The organism is Chitinophaga costaii (genome assembly GCF_900094705.1).
Taxonomy (GTDB): Bacteria; Bacteroidota; Bacteroidia; order Chitinophagales; family Chitinophagaceae; genus Chitinophaga; species Chitinophaga costaii.
The window spans coordinates 123,527-146,086 of sequence record NZ_FMAR01000011.1; the positions used below are offsets into that span (position 1 = coordinate 123,527).

The window sequence follows — 22,560 nt, forward strand, 5'->3', positions numbered from 1 at the left end:
TTTGTAATACCTTACCGTAAACAGCCATGCCTTTATACGGTAATTTCGTCGATTTTAAACTGCATATTGCCATTGGGTACCTGCACCAGTGCTACATCGCCCACCGCTTTGCCCAGCAGGCCCCTGCCAATAGGGGAAGATACAGAGATCTTACCGGCTTTCAGATCAGCCTCCTGCTCACTCACCAGTTGATAGGTAATGGTTTTTTTATTGGCCATGTTGGTAATGGTCACCTTGCAAAGAATAGACACCTTAGAGGTATCGATAGAATTAGCTTCCACCACGCGAGCGGTTACTACCGCGTTTTCCAGCATGGCAATTTTGGCTTCATGCAGCCCCTGGGCTTCCTTGGCCGCATCATATTCTGCGTTTTCCTTTAAGTCGCCCTTTTCACGTGCCTCTGAAATGGCCCTGGCGATTTCGGCTCGGCCCTTCGACTTAAGCTGATTCAGGTCACGTTTCATTTGTTCGAGGGTCTCTTTGGTAACGTAATTGATGCCAGACATACCTTAATTCGTTTTTAATAGAGAAAAAAAAATCAACGCCCCCGTTTGCACGGAAGCGTTGTCAATATGTTGTTATGCAAATATAAGGTTTTTTAGATAGGTTCCTACCAACCCAAGTATTTAAAAAACCATAATACGACTACCCTTTAAAATGGCTACCATGGCTTATATGCGGCTATTTGGCAGTATGCCCAATTTTTCCAGTACGTATTGGGGCATTTTAATGCTGGCCTCATGAGAATAGCCCGCAATATGAGGGGTTAGCACTACGTTGGGCAATCGTAGCAGGTAATCGAACTGGGTCTTTTCTGCTGGCGTGAAAGTGGCCATTTTTTCATTTTCAAACACATCCAGGCCTGCCCCCGCCAGCTTACCGGCATCCAGGGCGGCCACCAATGCCGTGGTGTCTACCACTTTACCCCGGGAGGTATTGAGAAAGTATACCGGCTTTGCAAAGGCATTAAAGAACTGCGTATTAGCCAGGTGGTGGGTTTCCTTGGTGAGGGGCAGGTGCAAACTCACAACATCGGCTTGTGCATAGATTTCTTCCAGGCTGGCCTGTTTTACCACATCGGTATCAAAACCACTTTTATATTTATCGTTGGCCAGGATTTTCACATCAAAGCCCTGAAGTTTTTTGGTAAATGCCTGCCCGGTGTGTCCAAAGCCGATGATGCCCACCGTTTTGCCATTCAATTCCCAGCCTCGGTTGCCCTCCCGCTCCCAGATGCCTTTTCTTAGCTCCAGATTGCTCTTCAGGATGTTATTGCGCAAACAAAGCAACATGCCCAGGGCCTGCTCTCCTACTGCGTCGCAATTGCCATCGGGGCTGCTTACACAGGTAATGCCCTTGCTTTCTGCATAAGCTACGTCAATCAGTTCCATTCCACTGCCCAAACGGCCTATCCATTTTAACCGGTGGCCGCTATCCAACATGGCTTTGTCTACCTTTAAACGGGTGGTAACGATCAAACCGGTGATTTCCGGTAGCAGGGCCATTACTTCTTCGGTGGTAATGGCAGGTTGGTATACAGGTTCAAATCCTTTGGCCGTAAGTGTTTCTAATAACCAGGGATTCACTTTGGCCGTAATCAATACTTTCTGACTCATAACATTTTATGCGTTAAGGCAGCGAAATCCGCTACCGTTAAAGCTTCTGCTCTTTTTGTAAATATTTCTTCCTGTAAAATTTCTTTGCTGAACAAAGGTTTCAGCGGGTTGCGCAACTGCTTGCGGCGCTGGTTAAAGGCGGTTTTCACCAGGGTGAAAAATTTGCGTTCGCTGGCCATGTTGTATGGCTGCTCCAGGCGGGTAAGGCGTATTACGCCCGACTTTACCTTGGGCGGCGGATTAAAGCAATGCTCGTGTACGTCGAACAAATATTCCACTTTATAAAATGCCTGTATTAATACACTGATCACGCCATATTCCTTCGTATTGTATACCGAGGCCACACGCCGCGCCACTTCTTTTTGAAACATACCGATCACCTCCGGCACCTTATCCCGCCAATCTACTACCCGGAAGAGTATCTCGGTGGAAATATTGTACGGGAAATTGCCAATTACCTTGAACTTACCCTCAAAAGGGGGATCTATCTTCAGAAAATCTGCATGGATGATTTTGCCCCGGATGCCTGGGTAGGTAGCCTCCAGAAAGTCTACTTTCTCCTTATCAAATTCAACGGCCTTGAAATCAATACCGGGAATGTCCAGCAGGTATTTGGTGATGGCACCGCCGCCAGGGCCTACTTCCAGCAGTTGCATGCCCGGCAACACCGGCATACTGGTCACTATTTTCCGGCACATGTTTTCGTCGCGCAGGAAATGTTGACCAAGTGATTTTTTGAGTGTATACATCAGAACACAAAGGTACGGAAGATCGGGCCTTCGGCCAATTCACCCACATTTATTGTATATTTGAATGTCGAAGCTATAAAGCCATGAGTACAGTTAATATACACAAGCCGCTGATCGGCATTACCATTGGTGACATCAACAGTATTGGTGCAGAGATTATCATCAAAACGTTTCTGGACGCCCGGATGCTGGAATTTTGCACGCCCATTATTTTTGCGTCTAATAAAACGGTGAACTTTTACCGCAAACAACTCAACGAAAATAATTTCCAATACCAGAGCATTAAGGATTTTTCCAAGATCAATCACAAGCAGGTGAACGTGTTTAACTGCTGGGAAGAAGAAATCCAGATACAGCCCGGTGTACTTAATGAAGCGGGGGGCAAATATGCAGCCCGCTCCCTGGATGTAGCCGTACAGTGCCTGAAGGAAGGATACCTTGAAGGCCTGGTTACTGCGCCTATTCACAAAAAAAATATTCAAACCCAGCAATGGAATTATACCGGGCATACGCCTTACCTGCGTGATGCCTTTAACGTGAAGGATGTGCTGATGTTCATGACCGCCGATAATATGCGGATAGGCCTGCTCACCGAGCATGTGCCCCTCGCAGAAGTGGCGGCCTATGTAACGGTGGAAAACATTGTGGGTAAATTGCAGCTGATGCGCGATAGCCTGGTAAAAGATTTTGGCATCGACAAGCCCCGCATAGCCGTACTGGCACTGAACCCACATGCCGGCGATGATGGCCTGATTGGCAAGGAAGAGATCAATGTGATTGCGCCTGCTGTGAAGCAAGCCAGGAACCTGGGCATGCTCACATTTGGTCCTTATAGCGCCGATGCGTTCTTTGCCCGCCACGTGTATAAAGATTTCGATGGCGTACTGGCCATGTACCACGACCAGGGTCTTATTCCTTTTAAATCGCTGGCCGCCGGAGAAGGCATTAATTATACCGCCGGACTGCCCATTGTACGCACCTCACCGGATCATGGCACCGCCTTCGACATTGCCGGAAAAAATATTGCAGACGAATCTTCTTTCCGCCAGGCTATTTTCAGCGCACTGGAAATCATTGAAAAACGCCGCCAGTACGAAGAGAATACGCGCAACCCGCTCAAAAAAATACAGCTAGCATCCGAGAATGGATGATGGTGTTATCAGATAGATACCTGGAATAAAACTATTCTATACAAAAGCCGCTTACGATCTAAGCGGCTTTTTCTTGTCACTAAGTTATTTTATGGTAGACAGTAAATGTTTTGTATACGCTTCACCCCAGTTAGGATCTAAATTGGTGGCTGGTTTGAAGGAGGCAAATTGCTTCAATGCCGTTTCAAACAATTCCTTCGCTTTCACTTTACTGCCCCCAAATTGCTCCGGTGTGTAGTAAAGGCTTTGGCCTTGCAGCATGTATACCCGGGGGTTTGCTGCGTTCAACTTTTTAGCCTTCTCCAGCAGAACGGCGGCTTCTTTACCGTAAGGAAGGCCGCGGGTCATGGGATCTACGGAAATACGGGAAGTGGCCACCAGCGATTGCAGGCATAATATCTCACTATTGTCCGGACTAAAAGATAGCGCCTTATCTACATTCAGCGAGGCCTTGTCGGCCCATCCATCTACCTTGTCTTTATCCTTTACATACAAGGCTTCCATCACCTGGCAGTAAGCAGCAAAGTAGTAGGGCTGCCATTTATCTTTTTCGGCAGTAGCAATGCGTTCAAAGGCATTGGCTTCGGTTTCAAACAGGGAAAGGTCTGCATTGGCAAAGTATTTAATATGCGCACTGTCTATCAGGGCAATGTTTTTGGTCATGGCCGCCACATACTTTGCGTCCTGCGCCTGCACGGCCCAAACACTGCTGCTCAGCAAAAGAGAAAAGAGGATACGTTTCATAAAAAATGTTTTACAGCGTTTGTGGTAAATATGGAAGGATGAAAATTATTGATTGTCGATTACCTCCTGGCGCCGGTCTATCCCGAAGCTCATGAACATACCCAGGAAAAAGAAACGCGGTGCATTGGGCGTTACTTCCTGCCTACGCTGGCCGTCTGTGGAATAGTTATAATTGTACACCAGGTTATTGCCCGTTATATTGGTTACAGTAAATACAAACACCGTGAACGCCTTGCGGATAGTTGTAAGATAGTTCGCGCTAAAACCAATGGTGTTATAAGGCTTGGTGTGCTGCGACATAAATTCCGTTACCGGCAAGGTTGGATTGTAATAAGGCCTTCCAGTGGCAAAACTGTAGGTAACGCCAATGGTGGAAGTGATCTTAGGTATGTATTGCTTGTATACGACAGACAGCGTATGCGTGGCTGCAAAATTAGGTTGTACCGATTTAGGGAAGTCCAGGTACTGGCGGTGGGTATCCAGGAAAGAATAAGACACCCAGTAGTCTACATTCTTAAATGTTTTTTTATCGCGCCAGAAAATCTCTGCCCCCCTTGCATAACCGGTGCCGCCATTGGAGGTATCGGGTATGGTTTTCATGAGGTGGTGGTATTTTTTGTAAAACACCTCTGCCCGGAAAGTATAATTCGTAGCCAGTTTCTGATAGGTAGCAATGTAATGCGTAGCACGCATATAGTTTAACTGACGATCCCAGCGGATAAAATCTGGCTCCGGCTTTTCATAATACTCGCCATAGGCCATAGACAACTGAGCGTATTGATCCAGTTTATATCCCAAGGATGCACGGGGCGCCAGTACGGTTTTATCCAGCACAGTGGAGTGTTCGGCGCGGGCACCCACGCGCGCCAGCAGGCGCGGGGCCAGGGATATTTCACTTTCGGCGAATAACGCCCCATAGTTATCGATATAATTCTTATGATACTGGTTGTAGGCAGAGTTCTCTACGGCATACTGGTATTCTGCTCCCAATTTCAGGGAGGAGAAATTGCCCAGCCCACGGGAAAAAGCCATATGGAACTGACTTAGGTCGGAACGGTTGTTTACCGCTGCCGGCGGGCGTTTGCTAATGGTGTCCAGTTTTATCTTATCGGTGTTTGTGCTGTAGGAAACGCCCAGGTCTACCCGCCAGTTATCATCCAGCTTTTCTTTCCAGGTAAGGTTCGTGTATACGCTCCTGTTATGAAGTTCAAACAGCTCCAGGTAGCCGGGATATTCCAGGCTTTCGCGGGTGAAGCCCAGTTTATTAGTACTCACATAGCCATAAAATTTAAGCATACCGGTGCGCGAAGTTTTTAGCCGGTAGTTGGCCGATCCATTCCAGAATGCAGGGTAAATAGTGGTAGAGCGGTCTTGCGGCACCAGTTTGAAATAAGGTGCCAGGTTGGTATAGTCTGCCTCCACCCCGTAGGAACTTTTTTTATTTTTAGCCAGTTCCTGTAGCCCCAAATTTACGCCCACAGTAGAGATACCTACAGAAGAAGAACTGCGATCTGGCAGGTCGTTACTTTCCAGGATCAGGGCGGAGGAAAGCGCCTGACCATAAGCCGCACTATAACCGCCGCTGCTAAAAGTGGTGCCTTTAAAAAGGAATGGTGAAAACCGGCCTCGGGAGGGCAGGTCCGGCATTTCAGAAAAGAAAGGATTCCTTACCAATAATCCATCTATGTAAGTTTGTGTTTCGTAGCCAGTGCCGCCGCGTACAAAAAGGCCGGTCTTGTCGCCAATTTGCTGTGCGCCGGGCAATGTTTTAAGGGCGGAAACAATATCTGCATTGGCACCCGCTGTTGTAGCAATGTCCAGTGGTTTTAACACGGTGTTGGTTTTACTGCTGGCTTCAAAGGTGCCGGCAGAAATGGTGACCAGCCGTAGTTCATTAGCCGCTTGTTTCATGATCAGCACTACGTTTTCGGCTTTGCCATTCAGGGATATCTTTATTTGCAGGGGTTGATAGCCGTTCAGGGTGATGAGCAAAAATTTATCGCCGGTTTCGGTAGTGGTAAAACTGAAGTGGCCGTCTTTGCTGGAGGTAGCGCCGTCGTAGCTGTCCTGCACTGCAATGTTGGCACCGGCCAATGGGCGTTTTTTAGCATCGGTTATCTGCCCGCTTACTGTGGTTTGCGCATGTAGCAATACCGGGAGGGAACCTGCAATCAATAGGAGTAACAGTAATTTCATGCTATCAGTATTTGCGACAAAGAAAAGGCGTAACTAAAAGTTGGGAAAGGGGTATTCGGCAGGATCCGTACAAATTACCGGTAAATAGGGGGTAGCCCGGCGGCGAAAATATCTACCTGGACTAAATTAGTTATTATATGGGTATACCTGCTACTATAAGGGTTATAAGCGGTAAAAAAAAGACGGAAAATAAAAACGCCCTCATCGAATGACGAGGGCGTTTTAACAATATATCGAAAGATGATTAGGCGAAACGGGGTTTCAGTTCGTTGGCCAGGGTCACCATTTTCTTCAGGCTTTCGTCTGCCAATACGCCTTTTTTAAATTCGGCCAGTACTTCGGGCAGTCTTACCTCCATTTCATTCAGAAATGCATCTTCAAAGGCACGTACATTCTTCACGGGTACTTCGCGCAGCAGCCCCTGGGTACCCAGGTAAATGATGGCTACTTGTTTTTCCACCGTATAAGGGTTGAACTGTGCCTGTTTCAGAATCTCCACGTTACGGGTGCCCTTGTCTAGTACGGATTTGGTAGCCGGATCGAGGTCGCCGCCAAATTTGGAGAAGGCTTCCAGTTCGCGGTACTGTGCCTGGTCTAGTTTCAGGGTACCTGCTACTTTCTTCATGGATTTAATCTGGGCGTTACCACCTACGCGGCTCACAGAGATACCTACGTTGATCGCAGGACGGATACCAGCGTTAAAAAGGTTATTTTCCAGGAAGATCTGACCATCGGTAATGGAGATCACGTTAGTCGGGATATAGGCAGAAACGTCGCCGGCCTGTGTTTCGATGATAGGCAGGGCGGTGAGGGAACCACCACCTTTCACGAGGTGACGGATAGATTCCGGCAGGTCGTTCATCTGTGCAGCGATATCGTCTTTCGCGATCACTTTAGCAGCACGTTCCAGCAAGCGGGAGTGAAGGTAGAATACATCGCCTGGATAAGCTTCACGTCCCGGCGGACGGCGGAGCAGCAAAGATACTTCGCGGTAAGCCACGGCCTGTTTAGAAAGATCATCGTAAATGATCAGCGCCGGACGACCGGTATCGCGGAAAAACTCGCCGATGGCCGCACCTGCAAATGGTGCGTAGAACTGCAACGGTGCGGGTTCGGAAGCAGCAGCAGCTACAATAGTAGTGTAAGCCATGGCGCCGTTTTCTTGCAACGTTCTCATTACACCAGCAATGGTAGAGGCTTTCTGACCAATAGCTACGTAGATGCAATAAACGGTTTTACCCGCTTCAAAAAATTCTTTTTGATTAATGATCGTATCGATGCAGATAGCGGTTTTACCGGTCTGACGGTCGCCGATCACCAGTTCACGCTGGCCACGCCCCACGGGGATCATGGCGTCAATCGCTTTAATACCGGTTTGCAGTGGTTCTTTTACTGGTTCGCGAAACAAAACACCCGGGGCTTTGCGCTCGATAGGCATTTCGTACAGTTCGCCCGTGATGGGGCCTTTACCGTCTATCGGTTCACCCAGGGTATTAATTACGCGTCCTATCAGCCCTTCGCCCACCTTGAGGGAAGCGATCTGGCCAGTGCGGCGCACTTTATCACCTTCTTTAACAGAACCTGCATCCCCCATCAGTACCACGCCCACATTATCTTCTTCCAGGTTCAAGGCAATGGCCTTTACATCGTTTTCAAACACTACCAGTTCACCGGAACGTACGTTGTTCAGGCCGTAAACACGCGCGATGCCGTCCCCTATTTGCAGAACGGTACCCACTTCTTCGAGTTCGGCCGATGCATTGAAGTTGCTCAACTGTTGGCGCAGTATTGCAGAAATTTCATCGGGTTTGATGCTCACCATAAATTATGTGTTTTTAAAAGAGTCGTTTAAAATGTATAACGACAGACAGCTTTGCGACTACGCAGCGGCTGCTGTAAATAAAAAGTTAGTGAATAGCAGGAACGTAGGCGTTGCCGCTGAAGTTCTTGCGCAGTTCTTCCAGGCTGCGGGATACGGAGCCGTCGAACAATTGGTTGCCGGTTTCGAGCAGGAAGCCGCCAATCAGGCTTTCTTTCACTTCAGTTACGATATCCAGCGCCTGTCCCGGAAAAGAATCCTGGATATGCTGGGTCAGGGCAGCCAGGCTGGCCTGGTCCAGCGGCTGGGCCGTGGTGATCTTTACCTTGTGAATATGTTTAATGGCCTGGTACTGATCAATGAAAGCATGCGCAATCTCCGGCAGTACACTTTCGCGGCCTTTGTTTACCAGCAGGGTAATGAATGAGGAAGTGAGCGCGCTTACTTGCCCGGTCAGGATAGCGGCGAGTATTTTATTTTTCTTATCAGCCTTGATGATCGGACTTTTTAGCAAATTCACCACATCGGGGTTGGTGTTGGCAATGCTGGCCAGCAGTTTCATATCGGCATATGCCGGCTCTAACTGGGATTGCTCCAGGGCCAGGTCTACCAATGATTTTGCATATCTCGATGCTAAGCGGGGATTCTGCATGTTTTTATATCGCTTTGCGCAGGAAGGCCGTTTGCATGGATACCTGCCAGGGGCTGGGTTTTCATGGCAAACGGCTTGCTTGCGTTGATTAGTTCAGTTTAATATCTCCGGCCAGTTCTTTAATATAGCTTTCCTGCGCGCCTTTGTTAGACAGTTCTTTTCTCAGCACTTTCTCCGCTACATCTATCACAAGGTTGCCTACCTGGTTCTTCACTTCGGTAAGGGCAGCCTGTTTCTGTGTTTCAATGGCGGCATATGCTTCGGTGATGATCTTCTTGGCTTCAGACTGGGCTTGCGTTTTAGCTTCGGCAATGATGTGATCCTTGGCGTCTTTTGCTTCTTTCAGGATTTTGCTTCTTTCGGCTTTCGCTTCGGCCAGCACGTGTTCATGTTCTGCCTTCATCTGCGCCATTTCTTCTTTCACCCGCTCTGCGGAAGTGATAGATTCGGCAATAGAAGTTTCCCTTTCTTTCAGTACACCCAGGATAGGTGTCCAGGCATACTTTTTCAGCAGCAGGAAAACGATGAGGAAGATCAGTAATGAAATGCTAAACAAGCCTAAGGCGGGCTGCAACAGATCCATGGTAATGTATTGAAAGGTTATATTGTTTGCGTAATAAGGATAATCGTTGATGGCTTTTTAAAAAAAATTACTGCATCCCTTGCCCTGTGCGCAGGATGCAGTAAAAAGGTCAGTTAGCTTACTACAGCGAGCAGACCGGCAATAACCCCGAACAGGGCCACACCTTCTACCAGTGCAGCAGCCAAGATCATGTTTGCGCGGATGTCGTTAGCAGCTTCAGGCTGACGGGCGATGGATTCCAGCGCGCTTTTACCGATGTTACCTACACCAATACCAGCAGCGATAGCAGCAACACCAGCACCGATTGCACCACCAGCTTTCGCCAAACCAGCACCTGCTTCAGCAGCCTGCAATAAAACTGTTAAAAGAGCCATAATGATTATGTGTTTGTATTTAAATAAAAACTTAGATCAGGATATTAATGATGCGCTTTAACTTCTCCATGCGCATGCTCATCGTCGTGGGCACCTTCCATAGACTGGCCAATGAATACCGCGGTAAGCGTAGCGAAGATGAATGCCTGGATAAATGCTACCAACAGTTCCAAGCACATCATCATCAGGTTAAAGATGATGGTGACTGGCAGGAATCCATAACCCGCTATTTTGTTCATGGCACCGAAAATAAATACCAGGGCAATAATGCTGAGGATAATGATGTGGCCCGCGAGCATGTTGGCGAACAACCGGATCATGAGGGAGATCGGTTTGGTAAACACCCCGATCAGCTCTACCGGTGCCAGGATTAGCTTTACACCGAAAGGTACGGGAGGATTAAATATGTGACCCCAGAAATGGCGGTTGGTGCTGATCAAAATCGCGATGAAGCTGATAATGGCCAGGGCAGCGGTAACGGCAATATTACCCGTTACGTTTGCAGAACCCGGCAGAAGACCCAGCAGGTTGTTGATCAATATGAAAAAGAAAAGCGTGAGGATAAAGGGGGCAAATCGCTCGGCCTGTTTGCCAGGGATATTGGGCTTCACCACTTCGTCGCGCATAAAAATAATTACGGGTTCCAGTACACCCTGCAAGCCTTTGGGCGCTTTCTTGGCACCATTGGCCTTGTAAGTATTGGCTACGGAAATCATGATCCACAACAGCAGGATGGCTGCCAGGATCATGCATGTAATATTTTTGGTAATAGACCAGTCGTATATTTTTTCGCCCGTGGGATTATTGTTATTGTCTACAGCTATGATTTTCCCATCCGGATAAGTTGCTTCATCAAGGTGGTGTTCCTGGCGGTAGGCACTATTTACCTGGCGAAATCCATTATAAGAGGTTTCTCCATCTTCCAGTTTGTCAGAAGAAAAAGTGGTGGTTCCCTTAGCAGCACTATATAAAATAACCGGCAGGGGAATCGTTGCATGAAACGACCCTACACTAAAGAAATGCCATTCATGGCTGTCTTTTACGTGCCCGAGCAGCAACTCTTTTGCATCGATCTTTTTGCTTCCTTCCTTTTCAGCAGTAGCCGCTTCGGTTTTGGAAGCCGTTCCAACGTTTTCCGGAGTGGGCTGGGCAGCAGCAAAAGCCATGGAACCATGCAGGCACAAAGCCGTCAGAGTAGCTACCAGAGTATGTTTGAACAGTTTATAGGAAATCACCTTTTCTTGAAATTTTGCGCAAAGATAGGAGAATTTAGTTCAAAAACGATGTCGCATACAAAAAAGTGAAAGGGGAGCCTGGGGGAATTAATTATCAGTGAATTAATACATATTATTATTTGCGATAAAGTACTGAAAAACCGCCCGTTTCCCCTGTGGTAAACCTCCACTTGACGGAGCAGGCGCACGGAAGCAGTATTCTTATTTATATGTAGAATAAATTATATATAAAATTATTTTAATGTTTAATAATAAGATGGGTAATCTGGGGGGAAATTACCGGGAACGATTGCGGGAATAAAGTGAGGGTTAATCCTTTCCGCCAAATGCCTTTTCATAGGCACGCAGGCACTCCTCCTTGATGGCATCCGGCAGGTCGGAGTCCTGCTGAAAACGGAACCCCCGCTTGGTAATGTCGTCATCGAAAATGTAATGATCCGCCAGCCGGTCGCCCCTGGGGCCAAAAAAGTCCTGGTGATGGGCCTCTATGGTGTCCAGGTCTTTTTTTAAGGCGTCTATTTTTTCCGCAAAGCTTTTACCGGCTTCCGGCTCATAAGAAGATTTGTTCATCGTTATGGCTTTAGGTATACAACAGGGTACAGATACCATGCCATTGAAAACGGGGTACTGCATGCCCCAACAGGCAAAAGGGCGTACCAATCAGTACGCCCTCCCTTGTGGAGACACTGGCCCCCGCCTGCAAAAGCAGTTATTTGAAGGAAATATATTTTTGCTCTTCGCGCATGATCTGCTGAAAGAACGTTTTTAGCCCCGCAAAATCGGCTACCGGTATCTCCACCCGGCTGTTTGTATGAAATGTCCGGGTGATCAGCAACACGTCCGTCGCCGTACGCCGGTAAGTGATACTGTACTGCATGTTCTTATAAAGCGCCTGCATATCTGCCGGTACCTGGTCAAAAACCTTCCCATTCTCCAGATGGATCTCTACCTCATCGCTGTATTCATCCGTATTTTCATAGTTCCAATACAGGAAAGGATATTGGCGGTCTTCCCCGGTAAAAATGTTGGCCGTGGCCACCTGGTCCCTGAATACAGGGTGAAGCATGTTAATGCCTCCTACGCTTAGCACTTCGTTGAGCACCTTAAAGTGTACGTTCTCCCCCACCGTGTCTGCCAGGTTATTGAGGTTGGCAAAATCAAAAGAATCAATTTCCACGGCATTTTTAAACCCATTATGGAGGGTATAGTAGAGTTGCTCTTTGCAATCGTCCCTGTTTTTATCGGAATAAACACTTCTCAATACCTCGGCCCGGATACCGCCACAATACTGCCGCTGAGTAATCTCCAGGTCATTGCCATGCACCGTCATCGTAGTGTGCATATGGACGAAGGATGGTTGCAGGTGCTTCATATTTACCACTTCCAGGCTGGCATGCGCAGCAGGCTGAAAGGGTATATTCAATATCTGTGCGCCATATACCTGGCTAGGCATTACATTAAATGGTAGCAGGTTGTCGGTTAGTTCCAGGTAATAGTTTTCACCGCCCAGCGTAACCCGTACGATGCAATGGTTGAATGCCACGGATGGCAGTTCCATGAGCCGTTGTCCATTATCGCGCGTGCTTACCAACACCAAGTTGGCGGCTAAGCCGGCTTTGCGGGCAAAGGCCAGGAACAGGGTAGACAAATCTTTACAATCGCCCAACCGGGTGGCCAGGGTTTTGGATGCGCGCTGAGGTACATAGGCGCTCTGTCGGAAAGGCACAGAACTGTAGGCAATGTGGGCCTCTATGTATGCATAAATACGGCGGGCCTTGGTAAGATCGTCCAGGCCTTTCAGCCCTTCGGGGAATATGTCCGCAAAGGCCTGGTTCAGATCGTAGTCTTCCCGCGACTGAAGCCGGGTCAGGTCGCTGTACCACTGCTCAATTACGTCCCAGGATCTTATAGTAGACACATGCAGCACAGTGCCAATGTCTGACAGGCTGGGCATGAAAGGTTGGTTATGAATGGGCGCCAGGTTATTGGCCGTCCAGCTATAAAGTTTAAAATTCTCATGTTGGCTGGTAACGGGTTTAAACGTATCGTCATTGAGCACTTTATATTGTATGTCCATGCTATCGGCTACCAGCAGGTTGTATTGTTCCCGACGGGTAGGAAAAGGGGAACAGAAATAATACCGATCCCAAAACTCTTTACCCAGGCGGCCTATGGGGTAGTTACTGACTTTATAGGTGTAGTAAATGGCATCGCCGGGTTCCAGTTTTTCAAAGACGATAGTATTGTCATTTACATCTGCCGGAATCCTGGCCCCACTTCGTTTTACCACTTCCGCCTTAAGTATATTGAGGAGTTGGTACACCTCGTTGTAGGGGATAGTTACTTCTTTCCAGCCATCTATGCCCGCCTTGTTTTGCAATAACATGGCACAGCTATTAATCCGCTCGGAAGCGCCTTGCCCATATAACACCACATTGTCTTGGTCAAAAAGGGTAATGAAAGGCTCTGCAGAATCGAGGGGCTGCTTGTAGGCATCGGCAATGGTTTTAACATAATCGATGGCAGGAAAATATTTAAAGATGTCGGGCTTGCCCTGTAGCTCCCGGAGGTGGCGGCGGTATTCATATTGGCCGGGGTAAATGGCTAAGGCTTGCTGGTAGTATTCGATGGCTTTGGCAATTTCCTTTTTCTGCACATAGCAATCGGCGATGGAGCCGCAGATATCGTAGTTGTAAGGACTCAGCCCACGTTGAATTTGCAGGTAATGCAGAGCGCTATCGTATTGCTGCAACCGGTAGAAATGATTGATCAGCAGATCGTAGCTTCCTTTTTCATCGGGCGATTTACAGACAATATTCCGCAAAACGGCCATCGCTTTATCTTCCATCGATTGCGCCTCGTATTCATCCACGAGGGATTTCTGCACATCAAAGTTACTTTGCTGGTTTTCGTTATAATCTTCCAGTAATTTTAATGCGGCGGCCCGGTTTTTCTGCACATCCCTTTCCAGCACAAACATCATACTTAATGCCACACTGCTGCCGGGCATCTTTTCGTACCCATGCCGCACAGTGGCGATCAAACTGTCTACCTGTTGCATTTTACTAAGCAGGATCACTTTCTTTTCCAGGGTTACTTCCCGCTCTCCCATCAGCCTCTCTGCGTGCAATAAGGTATCCAATGCTTCCGGAAATTGCGACTCTTCGGTGAGCCGGTTACTCTCTTCCAGCAGCACCCAATAATTCTGCGGGTCTAGCGCTTTGAGGCGCTCTATGAGTTCCAGCATTTCGGTTTTGTCTTTCGATTCACCCAGGCAGTTAATATATTGGCTAAGTATGACTACGTCCTGCGGGTATTTTATGTAAAAAGGATGCAGTACTGCTTTGGCTTTGTCGTACTGCCGGTTGCGGATATACGTTTTGCTAAGGAGCAGGGCGCTAGTGATATCATTTGGATTTTTTTGTAACTGCGCCTGGAAATAGGCTACGGCAAAATGCGGGATTTCCGCTGGCAAAGTGCGGAGGGTATCCGGGAGGTAGAGTTGGGCGCCTGATGTATCGGTAAGACCCGGCAGCACATGATGGCGGGCATCGGTAAGCCGGACTATAAAATTAGGAACGGAGGTTCTGCTGGTAAAACCGGTTTGCACCAGGATACGGTTATAGCCTGCATGCAGGTGTACGGGCACATTGTATTCATCCAACTCTGTAAGATTTTCATCCTGTTCCACGATAAGCAACCGGTCGTTTACCCATACTTTGAAGGTTCCAGCGCCCCCCAGGCATAAAAATCCATCGGTATCCTTTTCCGATTTTACGAAAGACTGGGAATAGCCTATGGCCGCACTAACGGGAAATGCCATCTCTAAAATCACCCATCCCTGGGGAGCAGCCGGTGTAAACCAGTCTATGGGCGTATTGTTCAGGGAAATAAAACCCTTCCCGGTGTGGGGTTCATGGATAGGTCCATAATCTTTGTCGAAACCACTGCCGGAAATATTATCGAACGGGCCTACGTGCGACCAATGCTCAATGGCCCCCATGGCGGCAAAATGTGCCGCCATTTGCCCCGCCTGGTTGCTACACGCCAGGTGATGGCTATAAGCGTATTCACCAGCGGCACGCAGGGAGCCATCCAGGCTGCTGTCGCTTATCATGCGGTGCAGGTTATCCAGTTCGTACCCGCTTTTACGCTTGTACTCGCCCAGCACCGCATCGGTAAACCATAATGCGTAAAAGTAAGGATCGGGTTTCCGGAAAGTGGCAACAGGATTATGCAGCTTTACAGCCAGATCTTCCATGTATCCTTCATAGCTTTCCAGCAGCATCCAGGTGGCCAGGGCATTGTCGTGCGTAGCAGGTACTCTCATAGCATTGGCCAGGTAAATACGGGCGTGGGGAATATCATTTTTGTGAATGCATTCCCAGGCTTTTTCATAATCTCCGGCCCGCAGGGATAGGGTAGACAGGAGCGCCAGGACAAATAAGGTTGTTCCAAATTTCATGAGGTAGGGCATTAAAACATGTATAGGGATACAAATTACATATAAAAAATAATAATGTATAAAATGTCGGAAAATAAAAAAATGCTAGCACTGGGGCAGAAAAGGGATTTTTATATTTTATCGGCCACCTTCTTAAACTGCATGCTGTGTAATTTGAAGTAAAAGCCTTCTTTTTTGAGCAGTTCCTCATGGGTGCCCATTTCTTTAATCTCGCCTTTATCTAACACAATGATCTTGTCTGCCTTGCTGATGGTAGACAGGCGGTGTGCAATAACAATGGCGGTGCGGTCGGAGATAAGCTTGTCGATGGCATGCTGGATCAGCATTTCCGACTCTGTATCTACCGAGGAGGTAGCCTCGTCGAGGATAAGGATGGCGGGGTTATATAGCAAAGCCCGTACAAAAGAAATAAGCTGGCGCTGCCCGAGCGACAAAGTACTGCCCCGCTCCATCACCGCGTAATCGAAGCCACCCGGCAGTTGGGTAATGAATTCATGCATGCCAATGAGCCGGGCTGCATTTTCTACCATTTCCCGGGTAATGGCGGGATTGCGTAGGGTAATATTTTCGTAAATGGAACCGGCGAACAAAAACACATCTTGCAACACCACGCCAATGCGGCTGCGCACTTCAGAAAGTTTGTAATCCCGGATATTTTTACCATCCAGTAAAATATGCCCTTGCTGTACATCGTAGAGCCGGTTCAGAATACTGATCATGGTGGTTTTGCCCGAACCGGTATGTCCTACAATGGCTACCGTGTCGCCGGGTTTCACCTCAAAACTAATGTTTTTTAACACATAGTCATCTGCCTTATAGGCAAAGGATACATGCTCAAAGGTAATGGCACCCTGTAAGTTTTGGGCGGTAAGTGTGCCGGTATCGGGCAGGTATTCATCACTATCCAGCACTTTAAACACGCGTTCACAGGCCACCATGCCCATTTGCAGGGTATTAAACTTATCAGCCAGCACCCGCAGCGGGCGGAAAAGCATGTTCAGGTACATGATAAAAGCAATCATTACGCCCTGGGTTACCTGGTAGTTCAGCACCTGGTTAGCCCCATACCATACCATAAGGCCCAGAGAACTGGCCAGTATAATTTCTACCACCGGAAAAAACACGGAATAGGCGAAAATGGCGTCGATATTGGCGGTACGATGCTCCCGGTTAATTTTTTTAAACTTCACCGACTCCCGTTTTTCGCCGGAAAAGGCCTGCACTACCACCATACCGGTAATGTGTTCCTGCACAAAGGCATTGAGCGCCGCCACCGCATTGCGCACCTGGTAAAAAGATTTGTTTACGCTTTCCTTGAAGATATAGGTAGCCAGTATGAGCAGCGGGAAGGGAGAAAGGCTTATCAAAGTAAGCCGCCAATCCTGGACCAACATTACCGCCAGGATGGCCACGATCATAAGTACATCAGCAATGATGGAGATCAGGCCTTCAGAAAAAATATCGTTGATCGCTTCTATGTCGTTAATGGTGCGGGTGGTAAGGGTGCCTATAGGTGTTTTGTCGAAGAAGGCTAGGTTCAGGTGGCTGATCTTTTTATACACAGTAACCCGCAGGTCCTTTATCACGCTTTGTCCCAGCCAGTTGGTGAGGTAGGAGAACAGGAAGCGCACCACCGTTTCCAGCAGCAGCAACCCTACTTGTATGATACTCACCGTAATGAGGGCCTGTATCCATTGGTTGGCAATATATTTATCTACCGTAAGCTGGATAAGGTAGGGACGCACTGGCGATAGGATGGCCAGCAACACCGTCATGGTAATAGACCCGTAAAACGAGCGCTTATAAGGACGGGCAAAGGAGAACAACCGCCGCAGTAATCTAACATCAAATACTTTCTTATTCGCCATAATTTGCTAAACAGGTTGTAATGCGTGGGGGGCTGTGAACCGTAGTCCGCCGTGTTGTGTCCTACTTCCCTGCTGGCCGCATGAAACACACTTTGCAAAAATACAAAATCCCCGGCGCGCACAGCGCCGGGGATTATATATTACTAAGAGTAAGTTATTTGTCTTCTTTCATGATCTGCTTATAGGCCTTGATAAAGATAGCGCCCAGGTTTTTATGCGGCGGCACATAATCGTTAAAAAGATCGCGGCTGGCTACATCGCCGGCAAAACGTTTGGAAAGGCCGGCCCACATGTTTACCCAGTCTATGCGTTTGCCCTGGCGCACCTCTTCTTCCAGGCTGCGCAGAATGGGCTCATTCACGCGACGGGTACCCACCTGTTTAGAAGAAATAATATGGGCTTCAGGTGCTTTGGCCAGCACCAGTGCCAGGTTATGGTAGCCGCCGCAGGAACCCAGTACCACGATCTTGGCAGAGCTTTGCAGGTTATCCAGGGTGGTGTTCACATGGAAGCTATGGCCACGGTGAATGAAGATGGTGGGGTGAATATCGTTTTCATCCAGGTAATCACTCAATTTGCGGATAGCTTCCTTATCGCCCGGCTCGTCTATGGGCAAGTTGGCGTAAATAGTTACCGGCTGGCCTTTGGTAGACGTGATCGTGGCCCAGTTAGCATTCTTCACAATCTTCCAGTCGCCCGCAGGAAAGTTGGTCATAAAACTGGCGTAAGATTCCTGGCCATCTTTATCCCCGTAAAAAAATACCTGCTCGTATACCCGGCCACTGTCGCTTTGCAGGGTATTAAAGTTTACGTAGTTAATGGGGGGCAACTGGAATTTGCTGGCCATGTCCGATGCCTTGGAAGAATCGCTGCCTACACCGGTTTCTGTTTCAAACAAGCTACTCAGCAGGGAGTAGATCACCATACCGCGTTTATCATTTTTGCTACTTACAAAGGCGTAGTTTTTTTGCACTTCGCTGCGTAAAAAATCCAGCAGTTTTGGATCGCGGATGCTGCCAAAAGAATTAGCCACATCCACGGCATCTTCCAGATCTTCTGTTTTTTCCAGGCTGCTCACAAATTTCTTCATGAGGTAATTGGCGTTTTCCGGTGCCATGGATTTCAGGAAATTGTCCAGTGTATTAAAGCCTGCGGCCATTGCCAGGAATTTCTTAAAGCGGTCAAAACCCACCAGCATCAGCAGGCTGTCGCCACGGCTGGGTTTCATGCGCAACATCATTTGGTCGTACAGGCCGGCATTGTTATGATTAGTATAACTGGAAGTATACAATTCTTCTTCGCCGTTTACGATCAGGTAATAAAGTTCTTCCGGCGTAAAGTCTTTGATGATCCGGAATCTTACAGGGGCCTGCTCTTCGTGCAGGTCATCTACTTCCCGAATATATTTGAGCGATTTGGCCTGGAGATTTTCCTGCATGGCTTTGAGGCCAATAGGATTTTCCCCGGCCAGCTTGCGTTTTTGCAGTTTAATGGTAGCCTTAACCATTTGCTTGTAATAACTATCGTCGTTGGCCACAATGGGCTCTAGTTGGGCCACCGTGGTGCTACCATCCAGCAGTTCGTCGATGAAGGGCAGTATGCGGGTACTCTGCTCGCTGCGTCCTATCTGCACAATCTGCTGTACTATGGGATCTAAATTTTTGCGGATAGCGGCAGCCGTAGGCGTGTAGGAGGTGGCATAGGTTAATACCTGGTTGGGGTATTTACGAGCCACGGCAGCTACCACACTATCTGTTACCGGGTATTCCAGGTATTGCGGCACATCGGTCATGATCGTTTCCAGGTGGTTGAAAGCATATTTACCAAAAAGCACGCCTTTTGCCTCCTTATACCCCACGTTGTCTGTAAAAGGCCTTAATACGATGTTGGCAGTTTCATAAGAAAGTCCGTCCAGCAGCGGCGCTACACTCTGGCCTTTCATGTCAGCCTGCATCATCTGCTGGAATACACGGATCATGTCCGGCGCATCGGCAGCTTCTATTTTATGGTAAGAACGGTTTACATTGTATAGGTGCAATACCTGGTTAATGGCGGTGAGATACTTCATTTTCAGCCGGTGGTCCAGGGAAGAATCCAACTCTATCTGCTGCTGCATCTGGTCTATTTGCTTGAAAATGGCATTGGTTACCTGGAGATTAATGGTTTCGTCCTCTCCCACGTTTACATGGTTGTCCTGCTTGCCATCGAACTTGTCTGCGGCCACTTGTTCTTTATCAATGCTCTCATGAATACCTACGCGGCCTATGGGTATAGCAGGTTGGGCATTCTGGGCAAATAACCAGCTACCGGGAACGGCAGCCAGTAAAACGAACATAAAAAATTTTTTCATGAATACTTCAGTTGTACGGTAATACTATGCAAAGGTAGTACCAAATTGGCAATTATCCTGTATGCTCCTGTTTGCTATCAACCATTGAAGGTGTAATACAGTTGCTTTCATATTATAAAAAATGACCTTTACGAGAATATCCTACGCCAGCCTTGCTGGGTGGTTTTCAGTAACTTTACCGCAGGCGCATATGCGAATGAAGCATGGCGTAAAGGCGATAAGAACATGGAGGTCATTGCCACCTATTGCTTTTTTTTAAAATACCTGTAACGATCATGGCATCTTTTGCTGCACCTGGCCTATCGTTTCCCGCAGGCGCTTCGTTAACAATTTCATAATGCAAACTTCATATGAAGTGGGATTAATTTTGCAGCGTCTTTTCAACTCAATGTTAACAGTTATGATCGATCAAGCGGTTGCAGGAAAAATTTTAGTGGTGGATGACGAATTGGATATCCTGGAAATAATCAGCTACAACCTGAAGAGCGCCGGTTATGACACCGTAACGGCAAAAGATGGTCTGGAGGCCATCCAGAAGGCCAAAATATTTCGTCCCGATCTGATTATGCTGGACATTATGATGCCCAATAAAAACGGGATAGATACCTGCCGGGACCTGCGCAAGCTGCCGGAATTTAAGGAAACGATGATCCTTTTCCTGACAGCACTCAATGATGAAAAATCTGAAATCGACGGACTGAACATGGGGGCCGATGACTATATTGCCAAACCCATTAAGCCTAAATTGCTGGTAAGCCGCATCAATGCCCTGTTTCGCCGCCTGAACAAGCCGGAAGATATGCAGGTACACCTGGGCGACCTGGTGATAGACCGGGAAAGATTTTCAGTGAATTACAAAGGAGCCGGGATAGTGCTGGCCAAAAAGGAATTTGAATTGCTGCAACTGCTGGCCTCCAAACCAGGCCGGGTGTTCCTGCGCAACGAAATACTGAACCAGGTATGGGGCACGGAAGTAATTGTTGGCGACCGCACCATAGATGTGCATATCCGTAAAATACGCCAGAAGCTGGGTGTAGATTTGATCACCACGGTGAAAGGGGTAGGTTATAAATTTGATATTTAAAGGACCTGGAAAAAAAGCATCCCGCTTTGCCGCAGGTGCGGTTAAGTAAAGGCTTAAATCCTGCTCCCCAGGCAGCTTTCCCTGGCCTTAGAAACCCGGCTATGGCTTGCAGGAAAACAGAAAAATTAAATTAATTTTCCACTATTAATCAATTTACTCGCTTAGGAGTATGTTCAGTGCTAAAAACCTTTCCCCGCAAAAGCTCGCGGGCTTTACTGCATTAATTCTTGCCGCTATCCTTGCCCTGTTCTGTTTAATTGCCGACGGTCGCTGGCCAGTGGTGGGCATTGCTTTTGGCCTTACCTTCCTGGTATCTTATTTTTTGTATTTATACACCCTGCAAAATTTTATATACCGGAAAGTAAAACTTATCTACAAATTCATTTATCAAACCAAGGCTACCAAACGGGAAGACTTCTTCCATAAAAACATACTGCCCCTTAAAACCATCGACGAGGTGAGCGAGGATGTGGAAAAATGGGCCCAGCAAAAGAAAGAAGAATTGGAAGTACTGCGAAAAAACGAAGCATTTCGTAAGGAGTTCTTACTAAATCTTTCACATGAGTTAAAAACACCCATCTTTGCGGTGCAGGGATATATCCATACTTTATTAGACGGCGCGCTGGAAGATCCCCAGGTGAACCGTATGTTCCTAAAAAATGCTACCAAGAATATAGACCGCCTCTGCCGCTTGCTGGACGACCTGGACGAAATTTCCAAACTAGAAAGCGGCGAAATGACGATCAACCCGGAAACCTTTGTGATACAGGATCTTACCCGCGACGTGTTTGACACGCTTTCGCTGAAGGCCGGTACTAAAGACATAAAGTTTAGCATTAAAAAAGGTTGTGAAGCCCCCTTGCATGTGCTGGCAGATAAGGAAAAAATACGCCAGGTACTCATTAACCTGGTGGATAATTCTATAAAATACGGCAAGGCCTCCGGCCATACGGTGGCCAGTTTTTACAACATGGACGGGAAGCGGGTACTGGTAGAAATATCCGACGACGGCATTGGCATGATGGAAGACCATTTGCCCCGCGTATTTGAACGCTTCTACCGCACCGATAAGGCCCGCAGCCGCGACATTGGCGGCACCGGACTGGGACTGGCCATTGTAAAACATATTATGGAAGCGCACCACCAAACCATTAATGTGCGCAGCAAACCAGATATCGGTTCTACGTTCGGGTTTACACTGGATTCGGGCAAAGAGTAAAATAATAGTGCATAAAAAAAAGAGCGCTGCCATAGACTATGCCAGCGCTCTTTTTTATGCCTTTTCGCTCTTACTTGATGCCTGCTTTATATTTAGGCAATACCAGTTTTCTCACAATGGTATGGGCCACTAAGGATAGTACAGCCACGACTACCAAAATGAGCAACTGCTTTAACGGGGTGTTAAAAATGCCCAAGGTATCATCGCCACGAGCATTCAGTACGGCGGCCACATACACAATAATGCCACAGATCCACAACGTATAGTGCGACCAGGCATAGCGCCGCTTGTTATACGCTGTTTTTCCAAATGAAGTAAATAAAAGGGCAACGTGTGCAATGAAAAACAACAGGGCAAGCACTAATAGGATTGTTAACATAAGGAATTGGTTTGGTGAGGGAAGTTGTGCTAAGAAGGTTTTCACTATAAATATAGGGCATAAAAAAGAAAGCCGG

General features: G+C 47.6%; 18 protein-coding genes. 3 read left to right on the forward strand and 15 right to left on the reverse strand.

Annotated elements, in window-relative coordinates:
• Positions 1–32: 32 nt before the first annotated feature.
• The 3 genes from greA to rsmA form a co-directional block, all read right to left on the reverse strand.
• Positions 33–506 (reverse strand): transcription elongation factor GreA, encoded by a 474-nt coding sequence (gene greA, locus GA0116948_RS15165; RefSeq protein WP_089713731.1) that lies wholly within the window; start codon positions 504–506, stop codon positions 33–35.
• Between the two features lie 165 nt (positions 507–671).
• Positions 672–1,616: an NAD(P)-dependent oxidoreductase gene (locus GA0116948_RS15170; protein ID WP_089713733.1), complete on the reverse strand. Its 945-nt coding sequence runs from the start codon at positions 1,614–1,616 to the stop codon at positions 672–674.
• Positions 1,613–2,365: a 16S rRNA (adenine(1518)-N(6)/adenine(1519)-N(6))-dimethyltransferase RsmA gene (gene rsmA / locus GA0116948_RS15175; protein WP_089713735.1), complete on the reverse strand. Its 753-nt coding sequence runs from the start codon at positions 2,363–2,365 to the stop codon at positions 1,613–1,615. Before rsmA ends, GA0116948_RS15170 begins: the two co-directional genes overlap by 4 nt.
• 83 nt (positions 2,366–2,448) lie before the next feature.
• Between rsmA and pdxA the strand changes: the two genes are divergently transcribed.
• Positions 2,449–3,516 carry a 4-hydroxythreonine-4-phosphate dehydrogenase PdxA gene (gene pdxA, locus GA0116948_RS15180; protein ID WP_089713737.1) on the forward strand — a complete coding sequence of 356 codons (1,068 nt, stop codon included), beginning with the start codon at positions 2,449–2,451 and terminating at the stop codon, positions 3,514–3,516.
• 84 nt (positions 3,517–3,600) lie between these two features.
• On the opposite strand, the gene GA0116948_RS15185 is transcribed toward pdxA, so the two are convergent.
• The 11 genes from GA0116948_RS15185 to GA0116948_RS15235 form a co-directional block, all read right to left on the reverse strand.
• Positions 3,601–4,260 carry a hypothetical protein gene (locus GA0116948_RS15185; RefSeq protein ID WP_089713739.1) on the reverse strand — a complete coding sequence of 220 codons (660 nt, stop codon included), beginning with the start codon at positions 4,258–4,260 and terminating at the stop codon, positions 3,601–3,603.
• 45 nt (positions 4,261–4,305) lie between these two features.
• Positions 4,306–6,456, reverse strand: coding sequence for a TonB-dependent receptor (locus tag GA0116948_RS15190; protein WP_089713741.1), 2,151 nt, complete (start codon positions 6,454–6,456; stop codon positions 4,306–4,308).
• A 244-nt stretch (positions 6,457–6,700) separates the two neighbouring features.
• A complete protein-coding gene (gene atpA / locus GA0116948_RS15195) occupies positions 6,701–8,278 on the reverse strand; it encodes a F0F1 ATP synthase subunit alpha (protein ID WP_089713743.1) in 1,578 nt (525 codons plus the stop codon).
• An 85-nt stretch (positions 8,279–8,363) separates the two neighbouring features.
• Entirely contained in the window at positions 8,364–8,927 is a 564-nt protein-coding gene (gene atpH, locus GA0116948_RS15200) for an ATP synthase F1 subunit delta (RefSeq protein ID WP_089713745.1), read from the reverse strand.
• 88 nt (positions 8,928–9,015) lie between these two features.
• Positions 9,016–9,510 carry a F0F1 ATP synthase subunit B gene (gene atpF / locus GA0116948_RS15205; RefSeq protein ID WP_089713747.1) on the reverse strand — a complete coding sequence of 165 codons (495 nt, stop codon included), beginning with the start codon at positions 9,508–9,510 and terminating at the stop codon, positions 9,016–9,018.
• Between the two features lie 113 nt (positions 9,511–9,623).
• Entirely contained in the window at positions 9,624–9,884 is a 261-nt protein-coding gene (gene atpE / locus GA0116948_RS15210; protein WP_089713749.1) for an ATP synthase F0 subunit C, read from the reverse strand.
• Between the two features lie 44 nt (positions 9,885–9,928).
• Positions 9,929–11,119: a F0F1 ATP synthase subunit A gene (gene atpB, locus GA0116948_RS15215; RefSeq protein WP_089713750.1), complete on the reverse strand. Its 1,191-nt coding sequence runs from the start codon at positions 11,117–11,119 to the stop codon at positions 9,929–9,931.
• Positions 11,120–11,428: 309 nt separating this feature from the next.
• The gene (locus GA0116948_RS15220; protein ID WP_123891814.1) at positions 11,429–11,689 is read right to left on the reverse strand and encodes a hypothetical protein; all 261 of its coding nucleotides are present in this window, start codon (positions 11,687–11,689) and stop codon (positions 11,429–11,431) included.
• 139 nt (positions 11,690–11,828) lie between these two features.
• Positions 11,829–15,584 carry a DUF3857 domain-containing protein gene (locus tag GA0116948_RS15225; protein WP_165798482.1) on the reverse strand — a complete coding sequence of 1,252 codons (3,756 nt, stop codon included), beginning with the start codon at positions 15,582–15,584 and terminating at the stop codon, positions 11,829–11,831.
• Between the two features lie 110 nt (positions 15,585–15,694).
• Positions 15,695–17,452: an ABC transporter ATP-binding protein gene (locus GA0116948_RS15230; protein ID WP_089713756.1), complete on the reverse strand. Its 1,758-nt coding sequence runs from the start codon at positions 17,450–17,452 to the stop codon at positions 15,695–15,697.
• A 154-nt stretch (positions 17,453–17,606) separates the two neighbouring features.
• Positions 17,607–19,787 (reverse strand): hypothetical protein, encoded by a 2,181-nt coding sequence (locus GA0116948_RS15235; protein ID WP_123891813.1) that lies wholly within the window; start codon positions 19,785–19,787, stop codon positions 17,607–17,609.
• A 415-nt stretch (positions 19,788–20,202) separates the two neighbouring features.
• On the opposite strand from GA0116948_RS15235, the gene GA0116948_RS15240 reads away from it, so the two are divergent.
• On the forward strand, positions 20,203–20,886 hold the full coding sequence (locus tag GA0116948_RS15240; RefSeq protein WP_089713760.1) for a response regulator transcription factor: 684 nt from the start codon (positions 20,203–20,205) through the stop codon (positions 20,884–20,886).
• A 169-nt stretch (positions 20,887–21,055) separates the two neighbouring features.
• Positions 21,056–22,105, forward strand: coding sequence for a sensor histidine kinase (locus GA0116948_RS15245; protein ID WP_089713763.1), 1,050 nt, complete (start codon positions 21,056–21,058; stop codon positions 22,103–22,105).
• Positions 22,106–22,175: 70 nt separating this feature from the next.
• On the opposite strand, the gene GA0116948_RS15250 is transcribed toward GA0116948_RS15245, so the two are convergent.
• On the reverse strand, positions 22,176–22,484 hold the full coding sequence (locus tag GA0116948_RS15250; protein ID WP_123891812.1) for a hypothetical protein: 309 nt from the start codon (positions 22,482–22,484) through the stop codon (positions 22,176–22,178).
• Positions 22,485–22,560 lie beyond the last annotated feature (76 nt).

What these genes read in the sequence shown, in the direction of transcription:
- atpA (WP_089713743.1), bottom strand. Translation starts at nt 8,278, where the DNA reads ATGGTGAGCATCAAACCCGATGAAATTTCTGCAATACTGCGCCAACAG.
- GA0116948_RS15250 (WP_123891812.1), bottom strand. Translation starts at nt 22,484, where the DNA reads ATGTTAACAATCCTATTAGTGCTTGCCCTGTTGTTTTTCATTGCACAC.
- rsmA (WP_089713735.1), bottom strand. Translation starts at nt 2,365, where the DNA reads ATGTATACACTCAAAAAATCACTTGGTCAACATTTCCTGCGCGACGAA.
- atpF (WP_089713747.1), bottom strand. Translation starts at nt 9,510, where the DNA reads ATGGATCTGTTGCAGCCCGCCTTAGGCTTGTTTAGCATTTCATTACTG.
- atpH (WP_089713745.1), bottom strand. Translation starts at nt 8,927, where the DNA reads ATGCAGAATCCCCGCTTAGCATCGAGATATGCAAAATCATTGGTAGAC.
- atpE (WP_089713749.1), bottom strand. Translation starts at nt 9,884, where the DNA reads ATGGCTCTTTTAACAGTTTTATTGCAGGCTGCTGAAGCAGGTGCTGGT.
- GA0116948_RS15225 (WP_165798482.1), bottom strand. Translation starts at nt 15,584, where the DNA reads ATGAAATTTGGAACAACCTTATTTGTCCTGGCGCTCCTGTCTACCCTA.
- GA0116948_RS15220 (WP_123891814.1), bottom strand. Translation starts at nt 11,689, where the DNA reads ATGAACAAATCTTCTTATGAGCCGGAAGCCGGTAAAAGCTTTGCGGAA.
- GA0116948_RS15240 (WP_089713760.1), top strand. Translation starts at nt 20,203, where the DNA reads ATGATCGATCAAGCGGTTGCAGGAAAAATTTTAGTGGTGGATGACGAA.
- GA0116948_RS15170 (WP_089713733.1), bottom strand. Translation starts at nt 1,616, where the DNA reads ATGAGTCAGAAAGTATTGATTACGGCCAAAGTGAATCCCTGGTTATTA.
- GA0116948_RS15190 (WP_089713741.1), bottom strand. Translation starts at nt 6,456, where the DNA reads ATGAAATTACTGTTACTCCTATTGATTGCAGGTTCCCTCCCGGTATTG.
- pdxA (WP_089713737.1), top strand. Translation starts at nt 2,449, where the DNA reads ATGAGTACAGTTAATATACACAAGCCGCTGATCGGCATTACCATTGGT.
- GA0116948_RS15230 (WP_089713756.1), bottom strand. Translation starts at nt 17,452, where the DNA reads ATGGCGAATAAGAAAGTATTTGATGTTAGATTACTGCGGCGGTTGTTC.
- GA0116948_RS15235 (WP_123891813.1), bottom strand. Translation starts at nt 19,787, where the DNA reads ATGTTCGTTTTACTGGCTGCCGTTCCCGGTAGCTGGTTATTTGCCCAG.
- greA (WP_089713731.1), bottom strand. Translation starts at nt 506, where the DNA reads ATGTCTGGCATCAATTACGTTACCAAAGAGACCCTCGAACAAATGAAA.
- GA0116948_RS15245 (WP_089713763.1), top strand. Translation starts at nt 21,056, where the DNA reads ATGTTCAGTGCTAAAAACCTTTCCCCGCAAAAGCTCGCGGGCTTTACT.
- GA0116948_RS15185 (WP_089713739.1), bottom strand. Translation starts at nt 4,260, where the DNA reads ATGAAACGTATCCTCTTTTCTCTTTTGCTGAGCAGCAGTGTTTGGGCC.